This window comes from Gilliamella sp. LMG 34361, from assembly GCF_984569075.1.
Genome location: NZ_OZ474903.1, coordinates 823,674 through 843,318, shown reverse-complemented (window position 1 = coordinate 843,318; position 19,645 = coordinate 823,674). Strand labels below are relative to the sequence as shown.

Here is a 19,645-nt window from a genome sequence, read left to right as displayed (position 1 = left end):
GAAAGATATTTAAATCAACGCTAGCTATACTTAACAATAATCCATTTTTAAAAGGCTTTAGAATCATGATAATTGATCCTGAATTATTACAAGCATTGGAAATATTTAAACATTTTTTTGATCTAATACATCAGCCAATGGCCATTATTGATAAAGAAGGTAAATATATTTATTACAATCAGGAAAGCGCAGAACTTGATGGTTATTCAATGGAGCAAGCCATCGGTAAACCAATGCTTAAAGTTTACCCTAATTTGAAAAAAGAAGATAGTACTATGCTACAAGCTTTACAAGGTAAAGAATATCAAGATACTTATCAAACTTACTTTAATCATGTGGGCAAGTTAGTCGATTATCAACATACAACGGTACCGCTTTATAATCATAATAAAGAGATTATCGGTGCGGTTGAAATAGGTCGAAATATATCCAATGTTAGGCAGTTACAAGATCAAGTTTTTCGCCTTAATAGAAAGTTATATCAAAATAAAGAACAACCGCTACCGGAAATTGTTTTTGCGTCGAACAAAATGCAAGAGGTTATCGATCAAACCAATATTTTAGGCAGTAATGATGTTCCGGTATTAATTGTTGGTGAAACTGGTACAGGGAAAGAGCTATTTGCTCGCTTAATTCATCAAACCAGTCAACGCCGCGATAAAGCATTCATTTCACTAAATTGTAGCGCTTTACCAACCACATTGATTGAAAGTACGTTATTTGGGACAGTTAAAGGAGCCTTTACCGGTGCTGAAAATCGCCAAGGTTATCTTGAACTGGCTAATGGTGGAACTTTATTTCTTGATGAACTTAATGCAATGCCACTTGATATGCAAAGTAAACTATTGCGCTTCTTGCAAGAAAAAACTTATTGGCCTTTAGGCGGTAATAAAGAGCAACATGCCGATGTACGAATTGTAGCGGCGATGAATGAGTCTCCAGCGGAATTGTTAAAAAGCGGTAAAATGCGCAGTGACTTATTTTATCGATTAAATGTTGGTTTAATTAAACTTCCAGCCTTACGGGAAAGACAAGAAGATATCCCTGTATTGGCACGATATTTTATCGATAAACATAAAACTGATGTCAATATGGTGATCAGCGGCATCAGTGAACATGCATTGCAGCAATTAATGTCAGCTCCATGGCCAGGTAATGTACGAATGCTAGAGAATGCTATCGTCCGTAGTATGGTTTTACAAAATGAGCCAGGAGAATTACAACAAATTGTTCTTGATGACGAGTTATTTGACCTTCCAAGCCCTTCTTCACAAGAAGAAGCTAAGCTTGAAAAGCCAAATATTAAAGAGATAACCGGCAATCTAACCGAACAAGTTGAAAACTATGAAAAGCAACTTATCATTGATGCATTAAATCAAGCCAATGGTAAAATTATTACTGCGGCAAAATTACTCAATATCTCACGAACGACATTACAATATAAAGTGAAAAAATATCATATCCAAATGGGTGTTATTGATAGTTGATTATACTTGACTCAAGGCTTGGGCGCAGGCAAATGCGCTGCTCCAAGCCCATTGGAAATTATAACCACCAAGCCAACCGGCTACATCTACAACTTCACCAATAAAGTAGAGATTAGGCTGATTTTTTACCGCCATCGTCTTTGAGGATAACGCATCACAACTTACCCCACCTAAAGTTACTTCTGCGGTGCGATAACCTTCCGTTCCATTTGGTATTACATTCCATGTTGTTAATGTTTGATACAGCGCTTGTTGCTGAGTAGGAGTTAACTGTTTAACAGTTGAATCAACAATCAAATTTAGTTGCATTAACGCTTCAATTAACCGCTTAGGTAATATTTGTGCTAAACAATTTTTGAGACTTTGATTACGATTATTATCTAACAGAGGTTTAAAATCATCCTCAAAGTTAAAGTCAGGCAATAAATTGATCATAATGGCTTCTCCTGCTTGCCAATAACTGGATATTTGTAAAATAGCTGGTCCAGATAATCCTCGATGGGTAAATAATAGATTCTCTTTAAAACTAATGCGTTCATTCGATACTTCAACTGGTAACGCAATTCCTGCTAACGTCGATAATACAGCTAACAAAGGTTTATGTAAGGTAAACGGCACTAGCCCTGCTTTTACAGATACCACTGGGATAGAAAATTTTTCAGCAATTTTATAACCAATAGCGGTCATACCAAGTGCAGGCATAGATTGTCCACCCGTTGCCACAATTAATTTATCAGTATAAACACACCCCTGTGAAGTAGATAACTTAAATCCTTGTTGTTCTTCAACAACATCTTCAAGTTGTGTTTTTAACATAAATTTAACTTGTCCTTTTTGGCATTCTTTGACCAACATATCGACAATATCTTGCGCTGAATTATCACAAAATAGCTGACCATGATCTTTTTCATGATAGGCAATAGCATATTGATTAACCAGTTGGATAAAATCCCATTGGCTAAACCGTTTTAAAGCAGATTTACAAAAATGGCGATTTTGAGAAATATAATGGGTAGCTTCAACATTTAGGTTAGTAAAATTACATTTACCACCGCCAGACATTAAGATTTTACGACCTAATTTTTTACCGTTATCAATGACTGTCACATCATGACCTTGTTGTCCCAACAGACCAGCACAAAAAAGCCCTGCAGCTCCAGCACCTATAATTGTAATTTTAGTTTGCATATTTCATCTATAACCAATAATCGATAATCTATTATAACAGCATAAATCTGGTGATTATAACTCCCTGATTTTGGAAAAAATCAGCAAATATAGTCAATTTTTATGGCTAAAAAACCCCTTTCCTCAAACTTTTTTTAATCAGATATTAATTCTTATTATGAAAAAATTTTTAAATTAAATAGCCTTAATCTTAAAAAAAATTTAAAACCAATAAAAACAATCATTTAACACAAGATATAAGCTTCATTAATATATATGGGTTAAGTGATTAAAATATTGACTTATAAATAATATTTATTTGACCTAAAACCTATTTTTAATTACCTTCACACCTAATATGGGATTAATGCCTATACCTTCACAAAAAATAATAACGATGAATTTGAGGCAATGATATGTTATATAACCAGCATCATGAAAAAGATAACTGCGGATTTGGTTTAATTGCTCACATTGAAGGGCAACCAAGTCATAAAGTGGTGCGTACCGCAATTCACGGACTTGCTCGCATGCAACACCGTGGTGCTATATTATCGGATGGTAAAACCGGTGATGGCTGTGGTCTTTTAATGCAAAAACCTGATCGATTTTTCCGATTAGTCGCCGAAGACGCCGGTTGGCGCTTAGCCGCTAATTATGCCGTTGGCATGCTATTTTTAAGTCAAGATGAAGCAGAAGCTCAAGCTAGCCGTAAAATTGTCGAAGAGGAGCTAGCAGAAGAAACCTTATATGTTTTAGGTTGGCGTGAAGTACCAATTGATAAAAGTGTGCTTGGTGAAATCGCACTCTCATCATTACCAAGAATTGAACAAGTATTTGTCAATGCCCCGGCGGGTTGGACCAAAATCGATTTAGAACGCCGTCTATATATGGTTCGCCGTCGTATTGAAAAACGAGTGCAAGATGATACGTTTTATGTCTGTAGTTTTTCAAATCAGGTTAATATCTATAAAGGCTTATGTATGCCAAAGGATTTACCTCGATTCTATTTAGATTTGGCTGATATTCGTATGGAAACCGCAATCTGTTTATTCCATCAACGTTTCTCAACCAATACTGTACCACGTTGGCCACTGGCGCAACCATTTAGACATTTAGCCCATAATGGTGAAATTAATACCATTGAGGGGAATCGCCAATGGGCAAAAGCGCGATCTTACAAATTTAAAACACCATTGATTCCAGATCTACAAGATGCGGCACCGTTTGTTAATGTCACCGGTTCTGATTCAAGCTCGCTAGATAATATGCTGGAACTATTTTTAGTCGGCGGTATGGATATTGTCCGTGCTATGCGTCTATTGGTACCACCTGCATGGCAAAACAACCCTGATATGAATGAAGATCTGCGTGCTTTCTTTGATTTTAACTCTATGCATATGGAGCCATGGGACGGGCCTGCTGGTATTGTTATGTCAGATGGTCGTTATGCTGCTTGTAACTTAGACCGTAATGGTTTACGTCCTGCTCGTTATGTTATTACTACAGATAAACTCATCACTTGTGCTTCAGAAATCGGTATTTGGGACTATCAACCAGATGAAGTCGTCACCAAAGGGCGAGTTGGTCCGGGCGAATTACTGGTAATTGATACTGAAGAAGGTCGCATTTTACAATCTTCAGAAACTGATAATGATCTCCAAAAACGTCATCCATATAAAGAGTGGATGGCTAAAAATGTAAAACGTCTGATCCCATTTGAAGATCTTCCTGATGATGATATCGGTTCTCGTGATTATGATGATACATTACTAGCAACTTACCAAAAACAATTTGGTTATAGTGCCGAAGAGCTCGACCAATGTATTCGCGTTTTAGGTGAAAACGGTCAAGAAGCAACTGGCTCAATGGGTGATGATACACCATTTGCCGTGCTATCAAGCCGTCCGCGCTTAATTTATGATTACTTCCGACAAAAATTTGCTCAGGTAACCAATCCACCGATAGATCCATTACGCGAAGCACATGTCATGTCACTGTCGACTAGTATCGGTCGTGAGATGAATGTATTTGCCGAAGCAGAAGGTCAGGCACATCGGGTTGCATTTAAATATCCAGTATTGGTTCATTCTGATTTCAAACAATTAACTACTTTAGAATCACGTTATTACAAATCAGAAACGCTTGATATCACATATGAAATTGACGGCAGTTTACGTGACGCAATTGAACAATTATGTGGTGATGCCGAAGCAAAAGTACGTGCAGGAACAGTATTACTGATTTTATCAGATAGAAATATTGCCCCTGATCGTTTACCGATTCCTGCGCCAATGGCGGTCGGTGCCGTACAACAACGTTTAGTGGAAAAAAACTTGCGCTGTGATGCCAATATCATTGTTGAAACAGCAAGTTGTCGAGATCCACATCAATTCGCCGTGTTACTTGGCTTTGGTGCAACAGCAATCTATCCATATTTAGCCTATGAAACCCTAGCTCAAATGGTAGATAATGGCACTGTGAATAAGTCTTATCGAGAAGCTATTCTTAATTATCGCAATGGTATTAATAAAGGCTTATACAAAATCATGTCCAAAATGGGCATTTCAACTGTTGCCTCTTACCGCTGTTCTAAACTATTTGAGGCCGTAGGTCTAAATGAAGAAGTAGTTGAACTTTGCTTCCAAGGAGTAACAAGCCGTATTAGTGGTGCCAATTTTGATGATTTTGCTCAAGATCAGTTCAATCTTTCTAAGAAAGCATGGCTACGGCGTAAACCATTAGAACAAGGTGGTTTATTAAAATTTGTACATGGCGGTGAATACCATGCTTACAATCCTGATGTAGTACAATCACTACAAAAAGCGGTAAATAATGGTAATTATGAAGATTATAAGCGCTATGTAGATATCGTAAATAATCGACCAGCTGCAACCTTGCGAGATCTATTAAAACTTAATCCACCTGAAAACGCAGCTATCGCACTTGATCAGGTGGAACCTGAAGAGTCATTATTTAAACGATTTGACTCGGCAGCTATGTCAATTGGTGCATTAAGTCCAGAAGCGCATGAATCATTAGCTGAAGCAATGAATACCTTAGGTGGTTTTTCTAATTCTGGTGAAGGCGGTGAAGATCCTGCCCGTTATAACACCATCAAAGTATCACGTATCAAACAAGTGGCTTCCGGCCGATTTGGTGTAACACCGGGTTACTTAATGAGTGCTGACGTGATTCAAATCAAAGTTGCCCAAGGTGCAAAACCGGGTGAAGGTGGTCAATTACCAGGTGATAAAGTAACACCTTATATTGCAAAATTACGTTTTTCTGTACCGGGTGTGACATTAATTTCACCACCGCCGCATCATGATATTTATTCAATTGAAGACTTAGCGCAATTGATTTTTGACCTGAAACAGATTAATCCAACTGCGATGATCTCAGTTAAGTTAGTGTCCGAACCAGGAGTAGGTACTATCGCAACCGGTGTTGCCAAAGCCTATGCTGATTTAATCACTATTTCAGGTTACGACGGTGGTACAGGAGCCAGTCCATTAACTTCGGTTAAATATGCCGGCTCTCCTTGGGAACTTGGTCTAGTTGAGACCCAACAATCATTAGTTGCTAATGGTTTACGTCATAAAATACGCTTACAAGTTGACGGAGGCCTAAAAACTGGTGCCGATATTGTTAAAGCGGCAATTTTAGGTGCTGAAAGCTTTGGTTTTGGTACTGGACCAATGGTGGCATTGGGTTGTAAATATCTCCGTATTTGTCATCTTAATAACTGTGCAACCGGTGTTGCCACTCAAGATGAGAAGTTACGTAGTGAGCATTATCACGGTCTACCAGAAAAAGCCATGAACTATTTCCGTTTTATTGCTCGTAATACTCGTGAAGTTATGGCAGAACTAGGCGTTAGTCGAATCGTTGATTTGATCGGTCGTACTGATTTACTTCTTGAACTTGATGGCATTACAGCAAAACAACAGAAATTGGATCTATCAAGCTTGCTTGAAACGGCAACCCCAATAGAAGGTAAACCGGTTCACTGTATTGAAGACAATAAACCATTTGATAAAGGTGTGCTGAATAAAGAGATTATAACCCAAGCACAACAAGCAGTGGATAATCGTCAAAGTAAAAGTTTCTACTTTGACATTCAAAATACTGATCGTTCTGTTGGTACAACTTTATCTGGTTATATTGCTAAAAAATATGGCGATCAAGGCTTAGTCACGTCCCCTATTTCATTGAATTTCAACGGTACTGCCGGACAAAGCTTTGGTGTATGGAATGCAGGCGGTGTTGATTTAACGCTTACTGGCGATGCTAACGACTATGTTGGTAAAGGTATGGCTGGCGGTCGTATTGTCATTCGTCCACCACAAGGTTCGGCATTTTTAAGCCATGAAGCGACCATTGCTGGTAATACCTGTTTGTATGGTGCCACTGGAGGTAAATTATTTGCTGCTGGCCGAGCAGGTGAACGTTTTGCAGTGCGTAACTCAGGCGCTATAAGTGTGGTTGAAGGCATTGGTGATAATGGCTGTGAATATATGACTGGCGGTATTGTCTGTGTTTTAGGTAAAACAGGCGTTAACTTTGGTGCAGGTATGACCGGTGGTTTTGCTTATATTTTAGATACTGATGGTGATTTACATAAGCGAATCAATAAAGAGTTGGTCGAAATGTTAGATGTTGCTGACTATTCAATTCATGAAGAGCATCTACGTGGTTTAATTATGGAGCACGCACAACTAACTCACTCTACTTGGGCTGAAGAAATATTAGCTAATTGGGAAGATTTTGCTAAACAATTTGTATTAGTTAAACCAAAATCTAGCGATGTTAAAGCATTATTAGGTCACCGTAGTCGGTCAGCAGCTGAACTACGTGTTCAGGCACAGTAAGGAGAAAACACGATATGAGTCAAAATGTTTATCAGTTTATCGATTTACAACGTGTCGATCCGCCTAAAAAATCGCTAAACATTCGTAAAATTGAATTTGTAGAAATTTATGAAGGCTTTTCAGCTTCGCAATCTCAAGCACAGGCAGATCGTTGCCTTGCTTGTGGTAACCCTTATTGTGAATGGCGTTGTCCAGTCCACAATTACATTCCAAATTGGTTAAAATTAATCAATGAAGGCAAAATTTTAGAAGCAGTTGAATTATCTCATCAAACTAATAGTTTACCTGAGGTATGTGGTCGAGTTTGTCCACAAGATCGTCTGTGTGAAGGATCTTGTACTTTGAATGCTGAATTTGGTGCGGTAACTATTGGTAGTATTGAGCGTTATATTACTGATGAAGCCTTTAAAATGGGCTGGAGACCAAATCTCTCTAACGTGGAAAAAACCGGGTTGAGAGTCGCAATTATTGGCGCTGGCCCTGCCGGCTTGGCTTGTGCTGATGTTTTAGTACGTAATGGTGTCACCCCTGTCGTTTTTGATCGCCATCCTGAAATTGGTGGTTTATTAACATTCGGTATTCCAGCCTTCAAATTAGATAAAGAGGTCTTAGTTCATCGGAGACATGTCTTTAGCGAAATGGGCGTTGAGTTCCACCTTAATACTGAAGTGGGTAAAACAGTACAATTAGCCGATCTTCTTGCTGAGTTTGCTGCCGTTTTTGTTGGGGCTGGTACTTATCAATCAATGCGTGCCGGGCTTGAAAATGAAGATGCTGATGGTGTCTATGATGCATTACCATTTTTAATTGCTAATACGAAACATATTATGCAGCACCAACAAACTGACGATGCGCCTTATGTAGATATGAGAAATAAACGTGTCGTGGTATTAGGCGGTGGTGATACTGCCATGGACTGCGTAAGAACGTCTATCCGTCAAGGTGCGACTGAAGTGACGTGTGCATATCGCCGTGATGAAGCTAATATGCCTGGTTCTAAACGTGAAGTTAAAAATGCCAAAGAAGAAGGCGTGCAGTTCCAATTCAATGTACAACCGCTGAGTATTGAAATTAACAATGTAGGGCATGTTACTGGCGTAAAAATGGTGAGAACAGAGCTTGGCGAACCCGATACGAAAGGTCGTCGCTCACCAGTGATTATTGAAGGCTCAGAATTTGTGTTACCGGCGGATGCGGTGGTAATGGCATTTGGCTTTAAACCGCATGCGATGCCGTGGTTAGCTGAACATGGAGTTGATTTTGACGATAGAGGACGGATAATTGCCCCAGAAAGCAAAGGTTATCAAACCTCGAATACCAAAATCTTTGCTGGCGGAGATGCTGTGCGTGGTTCTGATTTAGTCGTTACGGCAATAAGTGAAGGGCGTAAAGCTGCTGAAGGAATCTTGGATTACTTAGAAGTTTAAAAACGACGCTTGAATTCCAATTCAACATTTGAACCCGCTAATTTATGGCGGGTTTATTTATGAAATATAAGTCATTTTTTATAAATAGACACGTTGAGTGCCTTTTTCTGGTTGAAAAGTAGCTTTACCAAATTCATCCAAAAAATAAGCAATATGATCGGTTTTATCACCCAATAAACGTCCTTTTACTTTATTCCATGTTAATAACGCAATAGTGGCGTCGGGCTCACAACAAATTAACATTGGTTGTTCAAATTCCTGATTCCAATAGAACTGACCACCATATAATTTATGTGCAGTTAGTAACAGATAACAGCCATATTCTTGTGATATCATATTGAGTTGTTCTTCAGGAAGACCAAAGCTTTTATCTGCCATTTCACCAATAATCATTTCAACAACAGTAATACTCTTTTCAGAATAATCCAATTGATTAATACTCCAAGTTGGGCTATGTAAAATAGCATTTTGAGACCAAGCCTCTATTTCTTGATATAATTCATTTTTTTGTTCAGTCATTTTTATTTACTTCGCTAGATGATTTTTCTGTTCGCTTGACAATTTGCCATGCATCTTCCATTTCTTCAAGTGTTGCATCAACTAAATTGCGATTTTTTTGCTTTAGTAGCAATTCAACTTGTTTAAATCGCCTAATAAACTTGTTATTAGCATTTTGTAAGCATAACTCTGATTTAACTTTTAGATGTCTTGCCAAATTGACGGTAGCAAATAACAGGTCGCCCATTTCTTCTGTAACTTTTGATTCATCAATAGTTGATTGTGCTAATTCTTGTTCAACTTCATTAAGTTCTTCTTTAACTTTACCTATAACTGGTTGTAGTTCAGTCCAATCAAAGCCGACAGATGCACAACGTTTTTGTATTTTTTCAGCCTTCATTAATGCCGGAATAGCATTGGGAATATCATCTAATAGCGAATATTGTTCTCGTTTATCACGTTCTTGTTGTTTAAGTTGTTCCCAATTTGGTTTAATAGTTGTATCATTTGAAAAAATATGTGGATGACGACTAACTAGCTTATCAGCTACAGAGTGACAAATATCTTCAAAATTAAATAAACCTTGTTCACTCGCTAAATCAGCATAAAAAACAATCTGAAATAGTAGATCACCCAGTTCATTTTTAAGTTCGACCATATCTTTTTTTTCTATGGCATCTAAGACTTCATAAGTTTCTTCTAAAGTATATGATTTTAATGAATCAAAAGTTTGTTTGCGGTCCCATTCGCAACCTTTAATTGGATTTCGTAATTGTTTAGTAATAGCTTGTAAACGTTCTAATTGGCTCACGATATCTCTCACAAAGTAGTCATTGTTAAATAGCATTGTAATGGTTTCAAAACAAAATAGTAATGCTTTAAGAACTAAACAATAAAAAATCAAAATTTAATAAAAAATAATTTCATTTAAAAACAAACCAAAAAACAGAAAAACACTGGATACAAACAGTTTTACACACAAATAAATCTAATTAAGTATATAATACGTTTAACTTCAACTAAAATCACATTAAAAACATGAATAAACTACGAGAACTTACATTTAGAGGGATTATTCTTGGTGCATTAATAACAATTATTTTTACGGCATCAAATGTTTATCTTGGCTTAAAAGTCGGTTTAACTTTTTCATCTGCTATTCCTGCGGCCGTTATTTCTATGGCGATTTTACGTCTTTTCCCTGATTCAACCATTCTTGAAAATAATATGGTTCAAACGCAAGCTTCGGCAGCAGGAACACTATCTTCAATTATTTTTGTTATACCCGGCTTATTAATGATGGGATATTGGCATCATTTTCCATTTTTGTTGACCTTTGCTGTATGTTTGGCTGGTGGTATGTTAGGTGTGTTGTTTTCTATACCGCTTCGACATGTCATGGTTGTCAAAAGTAATCTACCTTATCCAGAAGGGGTCGCTGCTGCGGAAATATTAAAAGCTGGGTCAAAGACCGAAGGTAATGATGCTAATGATGGACTAAAAGATATTTTATTTGGCGGAATAATTGCGTCTTTAGTCAGTTTATTTACCAATGGATTTAAATTGCTGTCAGGAAGCTCAGCTTATTGGTTTTCAGCGGGCAAGGCAATATTTCAAATTCCTTTAGGATTTTCTTTAGCTTTATTAAGTGCAGGTTATCTAATAGGTATTATTTCAGGTATTGCAATACTGATTGGAACAATCATTGCTTGGGTGTTTGGTATACCTATTCTAACCGCAATAAATGGTTATGATACAAGTTTACCGTTATCTCAAGTTGCTATGCAATTTTGGGATACTGATATCCGTTTTATTGGTGCAGGAACTATTGCTATTTCAGCTGTTTGGACACTGTTTTCATTAATAAAACCCGTTATTGAAGGATTGAAAATTTCTTTTAAGACCTTACGTTCAGATGTATCGATACAAGACGTCCCTACAGCAGAACGCGATCTGTCTCCGAAATGGATTTTTTCAATTATGGCAGCAATGTTAGTCATTTTAGTTGCGACTTTTTATTCCTTTATTGATGATAGTGGTTTATCAACTGGCGTGGCATGTTCATTAGTTGCTTGCGCAGTGTTGTTCTCTTTTATTATGGGTTTTTTAGTTGCCGCTGCTTGCGGATATATGGCTGGTTTAGTTGGTTCATCAGCAAGCCCAATGTCTGGTATTGCGATAGTTGCAGTTATTGTTGTTTCGCTTATTTTATTAGGACTGGGTGAAGTTAATGGTATGTTGTCAACGATTGAAGGATCGAATTTTGCTACCGCATTAGCCCTATTTACGACAAGTACGGTTTTAGCAATAGCTTGTATATCGAATGATAATTTACAAGATTTAAAAACGGGTCATTTAGTCAATGCAACCCCATGGAAACAACAAGTTGCTTTATTAATTGGTTGTTTGGTTGGTGCTTTAGTTATAGCGCCTATTTTAGAGACTTTATATCACGCCTATGGTTTCACCGGTGCTGTACCACGTAGTGATATGGATCTTTCACAAGTTCTAGCCGCCCCTCAAGCTTCGCTAATGACAACTATTGCACGAGGAATTTTTTCGCATCAACTTGATTGGACTATGATTTTTATTGGATTAGTATTAGGAGTCATAATTATTATCACTGATTTAATTTTAGCAAAACACCACGCGAAATTTAGATTACCAGCACTCGCTGTCGGATTAGGAATTTATCTACCGCCTAGTGTCACCACACCAATTTTTGCTGGTACATTATTATCATGGATTATTAAACGTTATACTTATGTTAACGCCAAGAAAAATAATCTAGATCCAAAGGCACAGTTTAAAAAAGTGGATCGCAAAGCAGCTTTAATTGCATCAGGCTTAATCGTTGGTGAAAGTCTAATTGGGGTTATCTTAGCGGTAGTCATTGTAGTGAGTATAACTAATGGTGGAAGCGATGCGCCACTTGCAATATTTAATAATCTAGGAAATATACCACAGTATTTAGGTTTATTTGTATTTATCCTTATTTGTTGGCTTTTTATTCGCAGAGCTCTTTCAGTAATTAAACGATAATATTATTATGATGCCCTTTATTAGAAGACTAATAAAGGGTATTTATAATTATTTAAGGTTACAGCCTAAATTAAGTGTTAAGGCAATATTCATCGAAGTTTGATAAAGATTCGCTTTTGCCGTTGCTGGTTCTAGTACTTCCGATAAAGTCGCAACTTTACTTAAAATACTGAACATAGCATTAATACCATAAGGATAAATGGTTTCGGCCTTGTCGCCCAAACTACCAACAATAGCAATTACTGGTTTTTGATATTTTTTGGCAATACTAGCAACCCCAACAGGGACTTTACCATTGATACTTTGGTAATCTAATCGCCCTTCACCGGTAATAACTAAATCAGCATTAGAAATAAGCTTATCTAGATTTAGTGTTTCAGTAATGATTTCAATTCCAGGTCTTAATTTAGCATTCATAAATGCTAATAAAGCTGCCCCCATTCCACCAGCAGCTCCCGTCCCTGGGGCAAATTCAATATCCATATTAAAACTACGTTTTATTACTTGAGCAAAATGTTTGAGATTTTCATCAAGTAAACGAACATCGTCTTGTGTCGCGCCTTTTTGCGGGCCAAATATAAATGAAGCACCATTCGCACCGGTTAAAGGGTTAGTAACATCACAAGCAACTTCAAAATCACAGAATTTAATTCTGTGGTCAATTTCACTGATGTCAATTTTATCAAGCTCACTTAATGAAGCGCCACCATAACCAATTTGGTTTCCAGCTTTATCAAGAAGCTTGACACCTAGAGCCTGTAACATACCAGCGCCGCCGTCATTGGTAGCACTACCGCCAATGCCAATAATAAATTTTTTACAACCTTTATTGAGCGCGTCTTTGATTAATTCTCCAGTACCATATGAGGTCGTAATTTTCGCATCTCGTTTATTAACTGGAACTCGTTCAAGACCGCTTGCTGCGGCCATTTCAATTACCGCTGTTTGTCCATCTCCTGAAATACCATAAAAAGCCAAACCTTTTTCACCTAATGGGTCGGTAATCGATACTGTGATTTTATTACCATTTAATGCATCAACCATTGCATCAACAGTACCTTCACCGCCATCAGCAACTGGAATCAAAAAATATTCAGCTTTTGGGTATACATTTAAAAATCCATTTTTAATTATACTAGCAACCTCAATAGCACTTAGGCTTTCTTTAAAAGAATCAGGAGCAATGACAATTTTCATATCTATCCTTATGCAATTAGTCAAAGTATTGAGTATGTCGCCATACTCAATTTTAAGCTTAGTTATTTAATTTCTATTTTTGCTAAAGATTCATAGTAACGTGCCAATGCACTATGATCACAATCACCCAGACCATCAGTTTTAAGGGCTTGCATCATTTCCATTACAGATGCAGTTAATGGTAATGATGTTCCAACACCATGAGAGGTATCTAAAGCATTTTGTAAATCTTTGATATGTAAATCAATTCTGAAACCAGGTTTAAAATTACGATTTAAAACCATTGGTGCTTTAGCATCTAGTACAGTACTTCCTGCTAATCCACCGCGAATTGCTTGATAAACTAATTCTGGATTTACGCCAGCTTTAGTTGCTAAGACTAATGCTTCTGACATAGCAGCAATGTTCAAAGCAACAATGACCTGATTTGCTAATTTAGTTACATTACCAGCACCAATTTCACCAGTGTAAACCACTGAACCAGCCATGGCTTTCATTATGTCATAATGTTTATCAAAGATAGCTTTATCACCACCTACCATGACCGATAAAGTACCATCAATTGCTTTAGGTTCTCCACCACTCACTGGCGCATCTAACATTGCCAAACCTTTTTTAACGACTTCATCATGAATTTCACGGCTTGCTAACGGCGCAATTGAACTCATATCAATAATCGTAGTACCAGATTTAGCACCATCAATTATCCCATCTTCACCTAATACAACCTCTTTTACATGCGGTGAATTTGGTAACATGGTAATAATCACATCACAAAGTTTAGCGACTTCTTTAGCATTTACGGCACTTTGTGCCCCTGCAGCCACTACTTCGTCCACTGCAGATTGATTTTTATCACAAACTACTAATGAATAACCTGCTTTTAACAGGTTTTTGCTCATCGGTTTACCCATAATACCTAAACCAATAAAACCAATTTTCATTTTACTCTCCTTTTTTTACGACTAAAATAATATTCGTTACTTTAAAAACTTATCTGCTAGTGCTTGGGTTGAACTTCTTAATAAACCTAGATCATTACCTACAGCAACGAATGTTGCCCCCATATCAATATAATGATGAGCATCAGCTTCTATCGGTGCCAAAATACCACATGCTTTACCTTGTGCTTTAGCGACATCAAAAACATGTTTTATCGCGGCTTGCACCTCAGGATGCTTAGGATTACCAAAATGACCTAATGAAGCAGAGAGATCACTTGGCCCAACAAAAATACCATCAATACCATCAACTGCAGTTATTGCTTCAACATTATCAACTGCTTGTTGAGTTTCAATTTGTACCACAACACAAATATTTTGATTAATTTTGGTAAAATAATCAGTAATAGTGCCAAAGCCATTACTACGATGGGAAACAGAAACCCCTCTTACCCCCTCAGGTGGATAACGGGTATAAGCTACTGCTGATTTGGCTTGTTCTACTGTTTCAACATAGGGGATTAAGAAATTATAAAACCCAATATCAAGTAATCGCTTAATTAAAACTTGATCATTCCAAGCAGGACGAACTATTGGTGCACTACTACTATCTTTTAATGCCATCAATTGCGGTACAAATGTGGTAACATCATTAATTGCATGTTCACCATCGAGTAACAACCAATCAAAACCAGCTAAACCAAGTATTTCTGTTGAAATTGGATTTCCTAAAGCAGCCCAACAACCAATAAGTTTTTTACGTTCTAGCATATCTTGTTTAAATTGGTTGTGGCAGGTTATTTTTTTCATAATTTACCTTTTAAATTATCGAGTTATTTTTGATAATAATAGTTCAATTATCTAACCAAACATGGTTTTTTATTATCAAACTGCCAACCAGGAATTAAATATTGCATGGCCATGGCATCATTTCGGTTACCAAGACCCATTTTCTTAAATAACTCATGAGCTTTCATTACTTGATCCATATCAATTTCAATGCCTAATCCTGGTTTTTCAGGAACCTTAATTTTACCATTGATAATTTGTAATGGTTCTTTCGTTAAACGTTGGTTACCTTCCTGCCAAATCCAATGAGTATCCAGTGCAGTTGGATTGCCTGGTGCTGCTGCACCTACGTGTGTGAACATAGCTAAAGAGATATCAAAATGGTTATTAGAATGTGAACCCCATGTTAAACCAAATTCATGGCACATTTGCGCAACACGAACTGAGCCATTCATGGTCCAAAAATGTGGATCAGCTAATGGAATATCAACAGATTGTAACGATAATGTATGTCCCATTTGACGCCAATCGGTTGCAATCATATTGGTAGCAGTCGGTAAACCCGTGGCTCGACGAAATTCAGCCATGACTTCTCGCCCTGAATAACCTTGTTCAGCACCACAAGGATCCTCTGCATAAGCCAAAGTATTTTTCAAATATTTACCAATACGAATCGCTTCCTCTAATAACCATCCTCCGTTAGGGTCAAGTGTTACTCGAGCATCTGGGAATTTCTTTTTAATTGCTATTACTGCTTCTGCTTCATCTTCTGCTGATAAAACACCGCCTTTTAATTTAAAATCGCGGAAACCATATTTTTCATAAGTAGCTTCAGCCAATTGAGCAATTTTTTCAGGCGTTAGTGCTTCTTCATGTCGTAGGCGATACCAATCACATTTTTCATTATTTTGGCTTTGATAAGGTAAATCTGTTTTGTTGCGATCACCGACATAAAATAAGTATCCTAGCATTTCCACTTCATCACGTTGTTGACCATCGCCAAGTAATGATGCCACAGTAACGCCTAAATGTTTACCTAGTAGATCTAACATAGCTGCTTCAATCGCAGTAACAACGTGAATTGTTGAACGTTGATCAAATGTCTGATTACCTCGTCCACCGACATCACGATCAGCAAATTGAAGGCGTACTCGATTCATCACATTTTTATATTGGCCAATAGATTGACCAACAACTAATGATTTAGCATCTTCTAATGTCTTAGTAACTGTTCCGACGCACGGTACTTCGCCGACACCAATGTTGCCTGAGTTATCTTTTAGGATAACAATATTCCGAGTAAAATACGGTGAATGTGCACCACTTAAATTAAGTAGCATACTGTCAAATCCAGCGACTGGATAAACATGCATTTCCGTTATAATTGGTGTTGATAAACTCATAATATTAACCTCTTAAATTTCTTGTATTTCTCTAATTCTGTTTTAACGAACCATGCAAGGTCGTTTACGATCAAACTGCCAACCAGGGATTAAATACTGCATTGCAATAGCATCATTACGTGCACCATTTGCTAACTTTTTATATAATTCATGAGCATTCATAACTTGTTGCATATCTAATTCAATGCCTAATCCCGGTTTATCATGTAATTTAATTTTACCATTGCTAATTTGTAATGGATTTTTAGTCAATCTGGCCTGTCCTTCCTGCCATATCCAATGAGTATCAAGTGCAGTTGGATTGCCTTGTGCCGATGCACCAACATGACTAAACATCGCTAATGAGATATCAAAATGATTGTTAGAATGGCAACCCCAAGTTAATCCCCATTCATGACAAAGCTGAGCAACCCGACTTGCACCAGTTAAAGTCCAAAAATGCGGATCTGCTAAAGGTATATCAACGGCTTGTAACATAATAGAATGACTCATTTCTCGCCAGTTAGTTGCAACCATATTCGTTGCTGTTGGTAGACCTGTGGCACGACGAAACTCAGCCATTACTTCACGTCCCGAATAACCATTTTCCGTACCACAAGGGTCTTCGGCATAGGTCAGGACATGGTTAAGCCCTTTACATAATCGTATAGCATCTTCCAATAACCAACCGCCATTAGGATCTAAAGTAATTCGAGCATCTGAAAAACGTTTTTTTAGCTCAGTGACCGTTTCAATCTCTTTTTCACCAGCTAATACACCACCTTTCATTTTGAAATCTTTAAAACCATAGCGATCTTTTGCTACTTCAGCTAATTCTATTACCGACTGAACTGTCATCGCTTCGCGGCGTCGAATGTTGTACCATTCATGGCCGTTTTTGAGTGGCTGGTCATAAGGTAGATCAGTTTTCTTATCATCACCAATATAAAACAGATAACCTAAAACAGTTACTTCATCTCTTTGTTTGCCACCACCCAATAATTCAGCCACAGGCACATTTAAAAATTGCCCCATTAAATCTAACAGTGCTGATTCCAAAGCTGCTACAGCATTAACTCGTAGTTCAAATGTCCATGCACCTTTACCAAAAGTATCATAATCAGAATCTAAATAGCCTTGATGCATATCATTTACGATACGATTAAGAATCGAAATAGGTCTACCTTCAACATGTGCACAAGCTTCCTTCAATGCATTTTCAATCGTTGAACCACCAGGAGCCTCACCAACACCAACATGACCAGCACTATCTGTTAATATAACAATATTACGGGTAAAGTATGGACCGTGAGCACCACCAATGTTCATTAACATACTGTCATAACCTGCAACAGGTATAACTTGCATTGAACTAATAATTGGCACTGATTGAGTATTCATATTACGATTCTCCATTTCATAAATTTTTTTCGTTATTATTTAATCCTTTTTCTTTAATTCCATTCGTTTAATTGGACCAACAAGAACTAAATAACTGAAAGCAGCAACAAACGCATGACCGGCAACAAATACTAATGCCCATTCAAAGCGCCCTGTCCATGCCACAATATAACCAATAATAATTGGAGAAATGATACTTGATGCATTACCAAACATATTGAATAAACCACCAGCTAGACCACTCATCTCTTTTGGCGCTGTATCTGCCATTACTGCCCAACCTAACGCACCAACACCTTTGCCGAAAAAAGCCATCGACATAAATAAAATAACTAGTCCAATTGAATCAACGTAATTACACATGATCATAGTCATTGAAAATAACATGCCTAAAATAATTGGTGTTTTACGGGCTATTGATAAAGAATTGGTTTTGCGCATAATGAAATCAGAAATAACCCCACCACTAATTCCACCAATAAAGCCACAAATAGCAGGAACTGCAGCAGCAAAGCCTACTTCTTTAATATTCATTCCACGTTGAGTTGCTAAATAAATAGGGAACCAAGTAATAAAGAAAAATGTTAAACAGTTAATACAATATTGACCTAAATAAACACCAAGCAACATTCTATTAGTCAATAATTGCAATAAATAACCTAATTTTGGACCTTCTTGTTTACCATTGTCTTTCTTCTGATCCATATCAACTAAAGCACCACCCTCAACGATATAATCAACTTCAGCTTGATTAGCTAAAGGATGATCTTTAGGGTTGCGAATAACAAACAAAGTAACAGCACTGACAAAGATACCCAATCCCCCCATAAAGAAGAATACTGATTGCCAACCATACTCATGAGTCAACCAACCCATAATTGGTGCAAAAATAACGGTTGCAAAATATTGTGCTGAGTTAAAAATGGCAACTGCCGTTGCTCTTTCTTTGGCTGGAAACCACGCGGCAGTAATACGGCTGTTTCCAGGGAATGAAGGTGCTTCGGCAAGCCCCATTAAAAAACGGAAGGTAAAAAGCATAATTAGTGCCCAAGCACCAATAAAAAAGTGCACAGTCCCTTGTAATAGAGTAAAAATAGACCAAAATAAAATACTACAAAAATAAACTCGTTTAGAACCGAATCTATCTAGTAACCATCCTCCTGGTAATTGTCCTATTACGTAAGCAATACCAAATGATGACATCACCCACCCCATGGCTGCTGCATCAAATCCTAATTCCCCCGACATTGCTTTTCCGGCTATACCTAATGTTGCTCTATCGCCGTAGTTAATAGCTGTAACGATAAATAAAAAAACGACCGTCATCCATCTGGCATTCGTCCTTTTCTGTTTGGTTTTGTTTATTTCCATGTTTAGCTCCTAAACTTATAATTTCCTAAAGTTAATTATTAAATGTAAAAGGTATAGCTGCAGTAGAAA

The 19,645-nt window shown here is 37.4% G+C and carries 13 protein-coding genes; 4 read left to right on the top strand and 9 right to left on the bottom strand.

The window, feature by feature from the left end; genetic code table 11:
- The first annotated feature begins 65 nt into the window (after window positions 1-65).
- Window positions 66-1,487: a sigma-54 interaction domain-containing protein gene (locus AC5LXI_RS04015; protein WP_493443626.1), complete on the top strand. Its 1,422-nt coding sequence runs from the start codon at window positions 66-68 to the stop codon at window positions 1,485-1,487.
- On the opposite strand, the gene AC5LXI_RS04010 is transcribed toward AC5LXI_RS04015, so the two are convergent.
- The gene (locus AC5LXI_RS04010) at window positions 1,488-2,675 is read right to left on the bottom strand and encodes a BaiN/RdsA family NAD(P)/FAD-dependent oxidoreductase (RefSeq protein ID WP_493443625.1); all 1,188 of its coding nucleotides are present in this window, start codon (window positions 2,673-2,675) and stop codon (window positions 1,488-1,490) included. It lies immediately after the preceding gene.
- 395 nt (window positions 2,676-3,070) lie between these two features.
- Here AC5LXI_RS04010 and gltB point away from each other — a divergent pair, with 395 nt between their 5' ends.
- Window positions 3,071-7,528: a glutamate synthase large subunit gene (gltB, locus tag AC5LXI_RS04005; protein ID WP_493443624.1), complete on the top strand. Its 4,458-nt coding sequence runs from the start codon at window positions 3,071-3,073 to the stop codon at window positions 7,526-7,528.
- Window positions 7,529-7,542: 14 nt separating this feature from the next.
- Window positions 7,543-8,955, top strand: coding sequence for an FAD-dependent oxidoreductase (locus AC5LXI_RS04000; RefSeq protein WP_493443623.1), 1,413 nt, complete (start codon window positions 7,543-7,545; stop codon window positions 8,953-8,955).
- Between the two features lie 78 nt (window positions 8,956-9,033).
- Here AC5LXI_RS04000 and AC5LXI_RS03995 read toward each other — a convergent pair whose 3' ends face one another.
- Together AC5LXI_RS03995 and mazG are read right to left on the bottom strand one after the other, a co-directional pair.
- Window positions 9,034-9,474 (bottom strand): hypothetical protein, encoded by a 441-nt coding sequence (locus AC5LXI_RS03995; protein WP_034900816.1) that lies wholly within the window; start codon window positions 9,472-9,474, stop codon window positions 9,034-9,036.
- Window positions 9,467-10,264 (bottom strand): nucleoside triphosphate pyrophosphohydrolase, encoded by a 798-nt coding sequence (gene mazG / locus AC5LXI_RS03990; protein ID WP_493444247.1) that lies wholly within the window; start codon window positions 10,262-10,264, stop codon window positions 9,467-9,469. Before mazG ends, AC5LXI_RS03995 begins: the two co-directional genes overlap by 8 nt.
- A gap of 227 nt (window positions 10,265-10,491) precedes the next feature.
- Between mazG and AC5LXI_RS03985 the strand changes: the two genes are divergently transcribed.
- Complete coding sequence (locus AC5LXI_RS03985) at window positions 10,492-12,495, top strand: OPT family oligopeptide transporter (protein WP_493443622.1); 2,004 nt, start codon at window positions 10,492-10,494, stop codon at window positions 12,493-12,495.
- Window positions 12,496-12,543: 48 nt separating this feature from the next.
- On the opposite strand, the gene AC5LXI_RS03980 is transcribed toward AC5LXI_RS03985, so the two are convergent.
- The 6 genes from AC5LXI_RS03980 to AC5LXI_RS03955 form a co-directional block, all read right to left on the bottom strand.
- A complete protein-coding gene (locus AC5LXI_RS03980; RefSeq protein ID WP_493443621.1) occupies window positions 12,544-13,692 on the bottom strand; it encodes a glycerate kinase in 1,149 nt (382 codons plus the stop codon).
- Window positions 13,693-13,754: 62 nt separating this feature from the next.
- Window positions 13,755-14,636, bottom strand: a complete 882-nt coding sequence (gene garR / locus AC5LXI_RS03975) for a 2-hydroxy-3-oxopropionate reductase (RefSeq protein WP_034900830.1) — start codon at window positions 14,634-14,636, stop codon at window positions 13,755-13,757.
- 36 nt (window positions 14,637-14,672) lie between these two features.
- The gene (garL, locus tag AC5LXI_RS03970) at window positions 14,673-15,443 is read right to left on the bottom strand and encodes a 2-dehydro-3-deoxyglucarate aldolase (RefSeq protein WP_493443620.1); all 771 of its coding nucleotides are present in this window, start codon (window positions 15,441-15,443) and stop codon (window positions 14,673-14,675) included.
- A 47-nt stretch (window positions 15,444-15,490) separates the two neighbouring features.
- Window positions 15,491-16,825, bottom strand: a complete 1,335-nt coding sequence (gudD, locus tag AC5LXI_RS03965; RefSeq protein ID WP_493443619.1) for a glucarate dehydratase — start codon at window positions 16,823-16,825, stop codon at window positions 15,491-15,493.
- A gap of 42 nt (window positions 16,826-16,867) precedes the next feature.
- The gene (locus AC5LXI_RS03960; RefSeq protein ID WP_493443618.1) at window positions 16,868-18,205 is read right to left on the bottom strand and encodes an enolase C-terminal domain-like protein; all 1,338 of its coding nucleotides are present in this window, start codon (window positions 18,203-18,205) and stop codon (window positions 16,868-16,870) included.
- A 39-nt stretch (window positions 18,206-18,244) separates the two neighbouring features.
- Window positions 18,245-19,576 carry an MFS transporter gene (locus AC5LXI_RS03955; RefSeq protein ID WP_065577658.1) on the bottom strand — a complete coding sequence of 444 codons (1,332 nt, stop codon included), beginning with the start codon at window positions 19,574-19,576 and terminating at the stop codon, window positions 18,245-18,247.
- Between the last annotated feature and the right edge of the window lie 69 nt (window positions 19,577-19,645).

Coding starts and splice junctions, on each gene's coding strand:
- AC5LXI_RS04015 (WP_493443626.1), top strand. CDS start 66: ATGATAATTGATCCTGAATTATTACAAGCATTGGAAATATTTAAACAT.
- AC5LXI_RS04010 (WP_493443625.1), bottom strand. CDS start 2,675: ATGCAAACTAAAATTACAATTATAGGTGCTGGAGCTGCAGGGCTTTTT.
- gltB (WP_493443624.1), top strand. CDS start 3,071: ATGTTATATAACCAGCATCATGAAAAAGATAACTGCGGATTTGGTTTA.
- AC5LXI_RS04000 (WP_493443623.1), top strand. CDS start 7,543: ATGAGTCAAAATGTTTATCAGTTTATCGATTTACAACGTGTCGATCCG.
- AC5LXI_RS03995 (WP_034900816.1), bottom strand. CDS start 9,474: ATGACTGAACAAAAAAATGAATTATATCAAGAAATAGAGGCTTGGTCT.
- AC5LXI_RS03985 (WP_493443622.1), top strand. CDS start 10,492: ATGAATAAACTACGAGAACTTACATTTAGAGGGATTATTCTTGGTGCA.
- AC5LXI_RS03980 (WP_493443621.1), bottom strand. CDS start 13,692: ATGAAAATTGTCATTGCTCCTGATTCTTTTAAAGAAAGCCTAAGTGCT.
- garR (WP_034900830.1), bottom strand. CDS start 14,636: ATGAAAATTGGTTTTATTGGTTTAGGTATTATGGGTAAACCGATGAGC.
- garL (WP_493443620.1), bottom strand. CDS start 15,443: ATGAAAAAAATAACCTGCCACAACCAATTTAAACAAGATATGCTAGAA.
- gudD (WP_493443619.1), bottom strand. CDS start 16,825: ATGAGTTTATCAACACCAATTATAACGGAAATGCATGTTTATCCAGTC.
- AC5LXI_RS03960 (WP_493443618.1), bottom strand. CDS start 18,205: ATGAATACTCAATCAGTGCCAATTATTAGTTCAATGCAAGTTATACCT.
- AC5LXI_RS03955 (WP_065577658.1), bottom strand. CDS start 19,576: ATGGAAATAAACAAAACCAAACAGAAAAGGACGAATGCCAGATGGATG.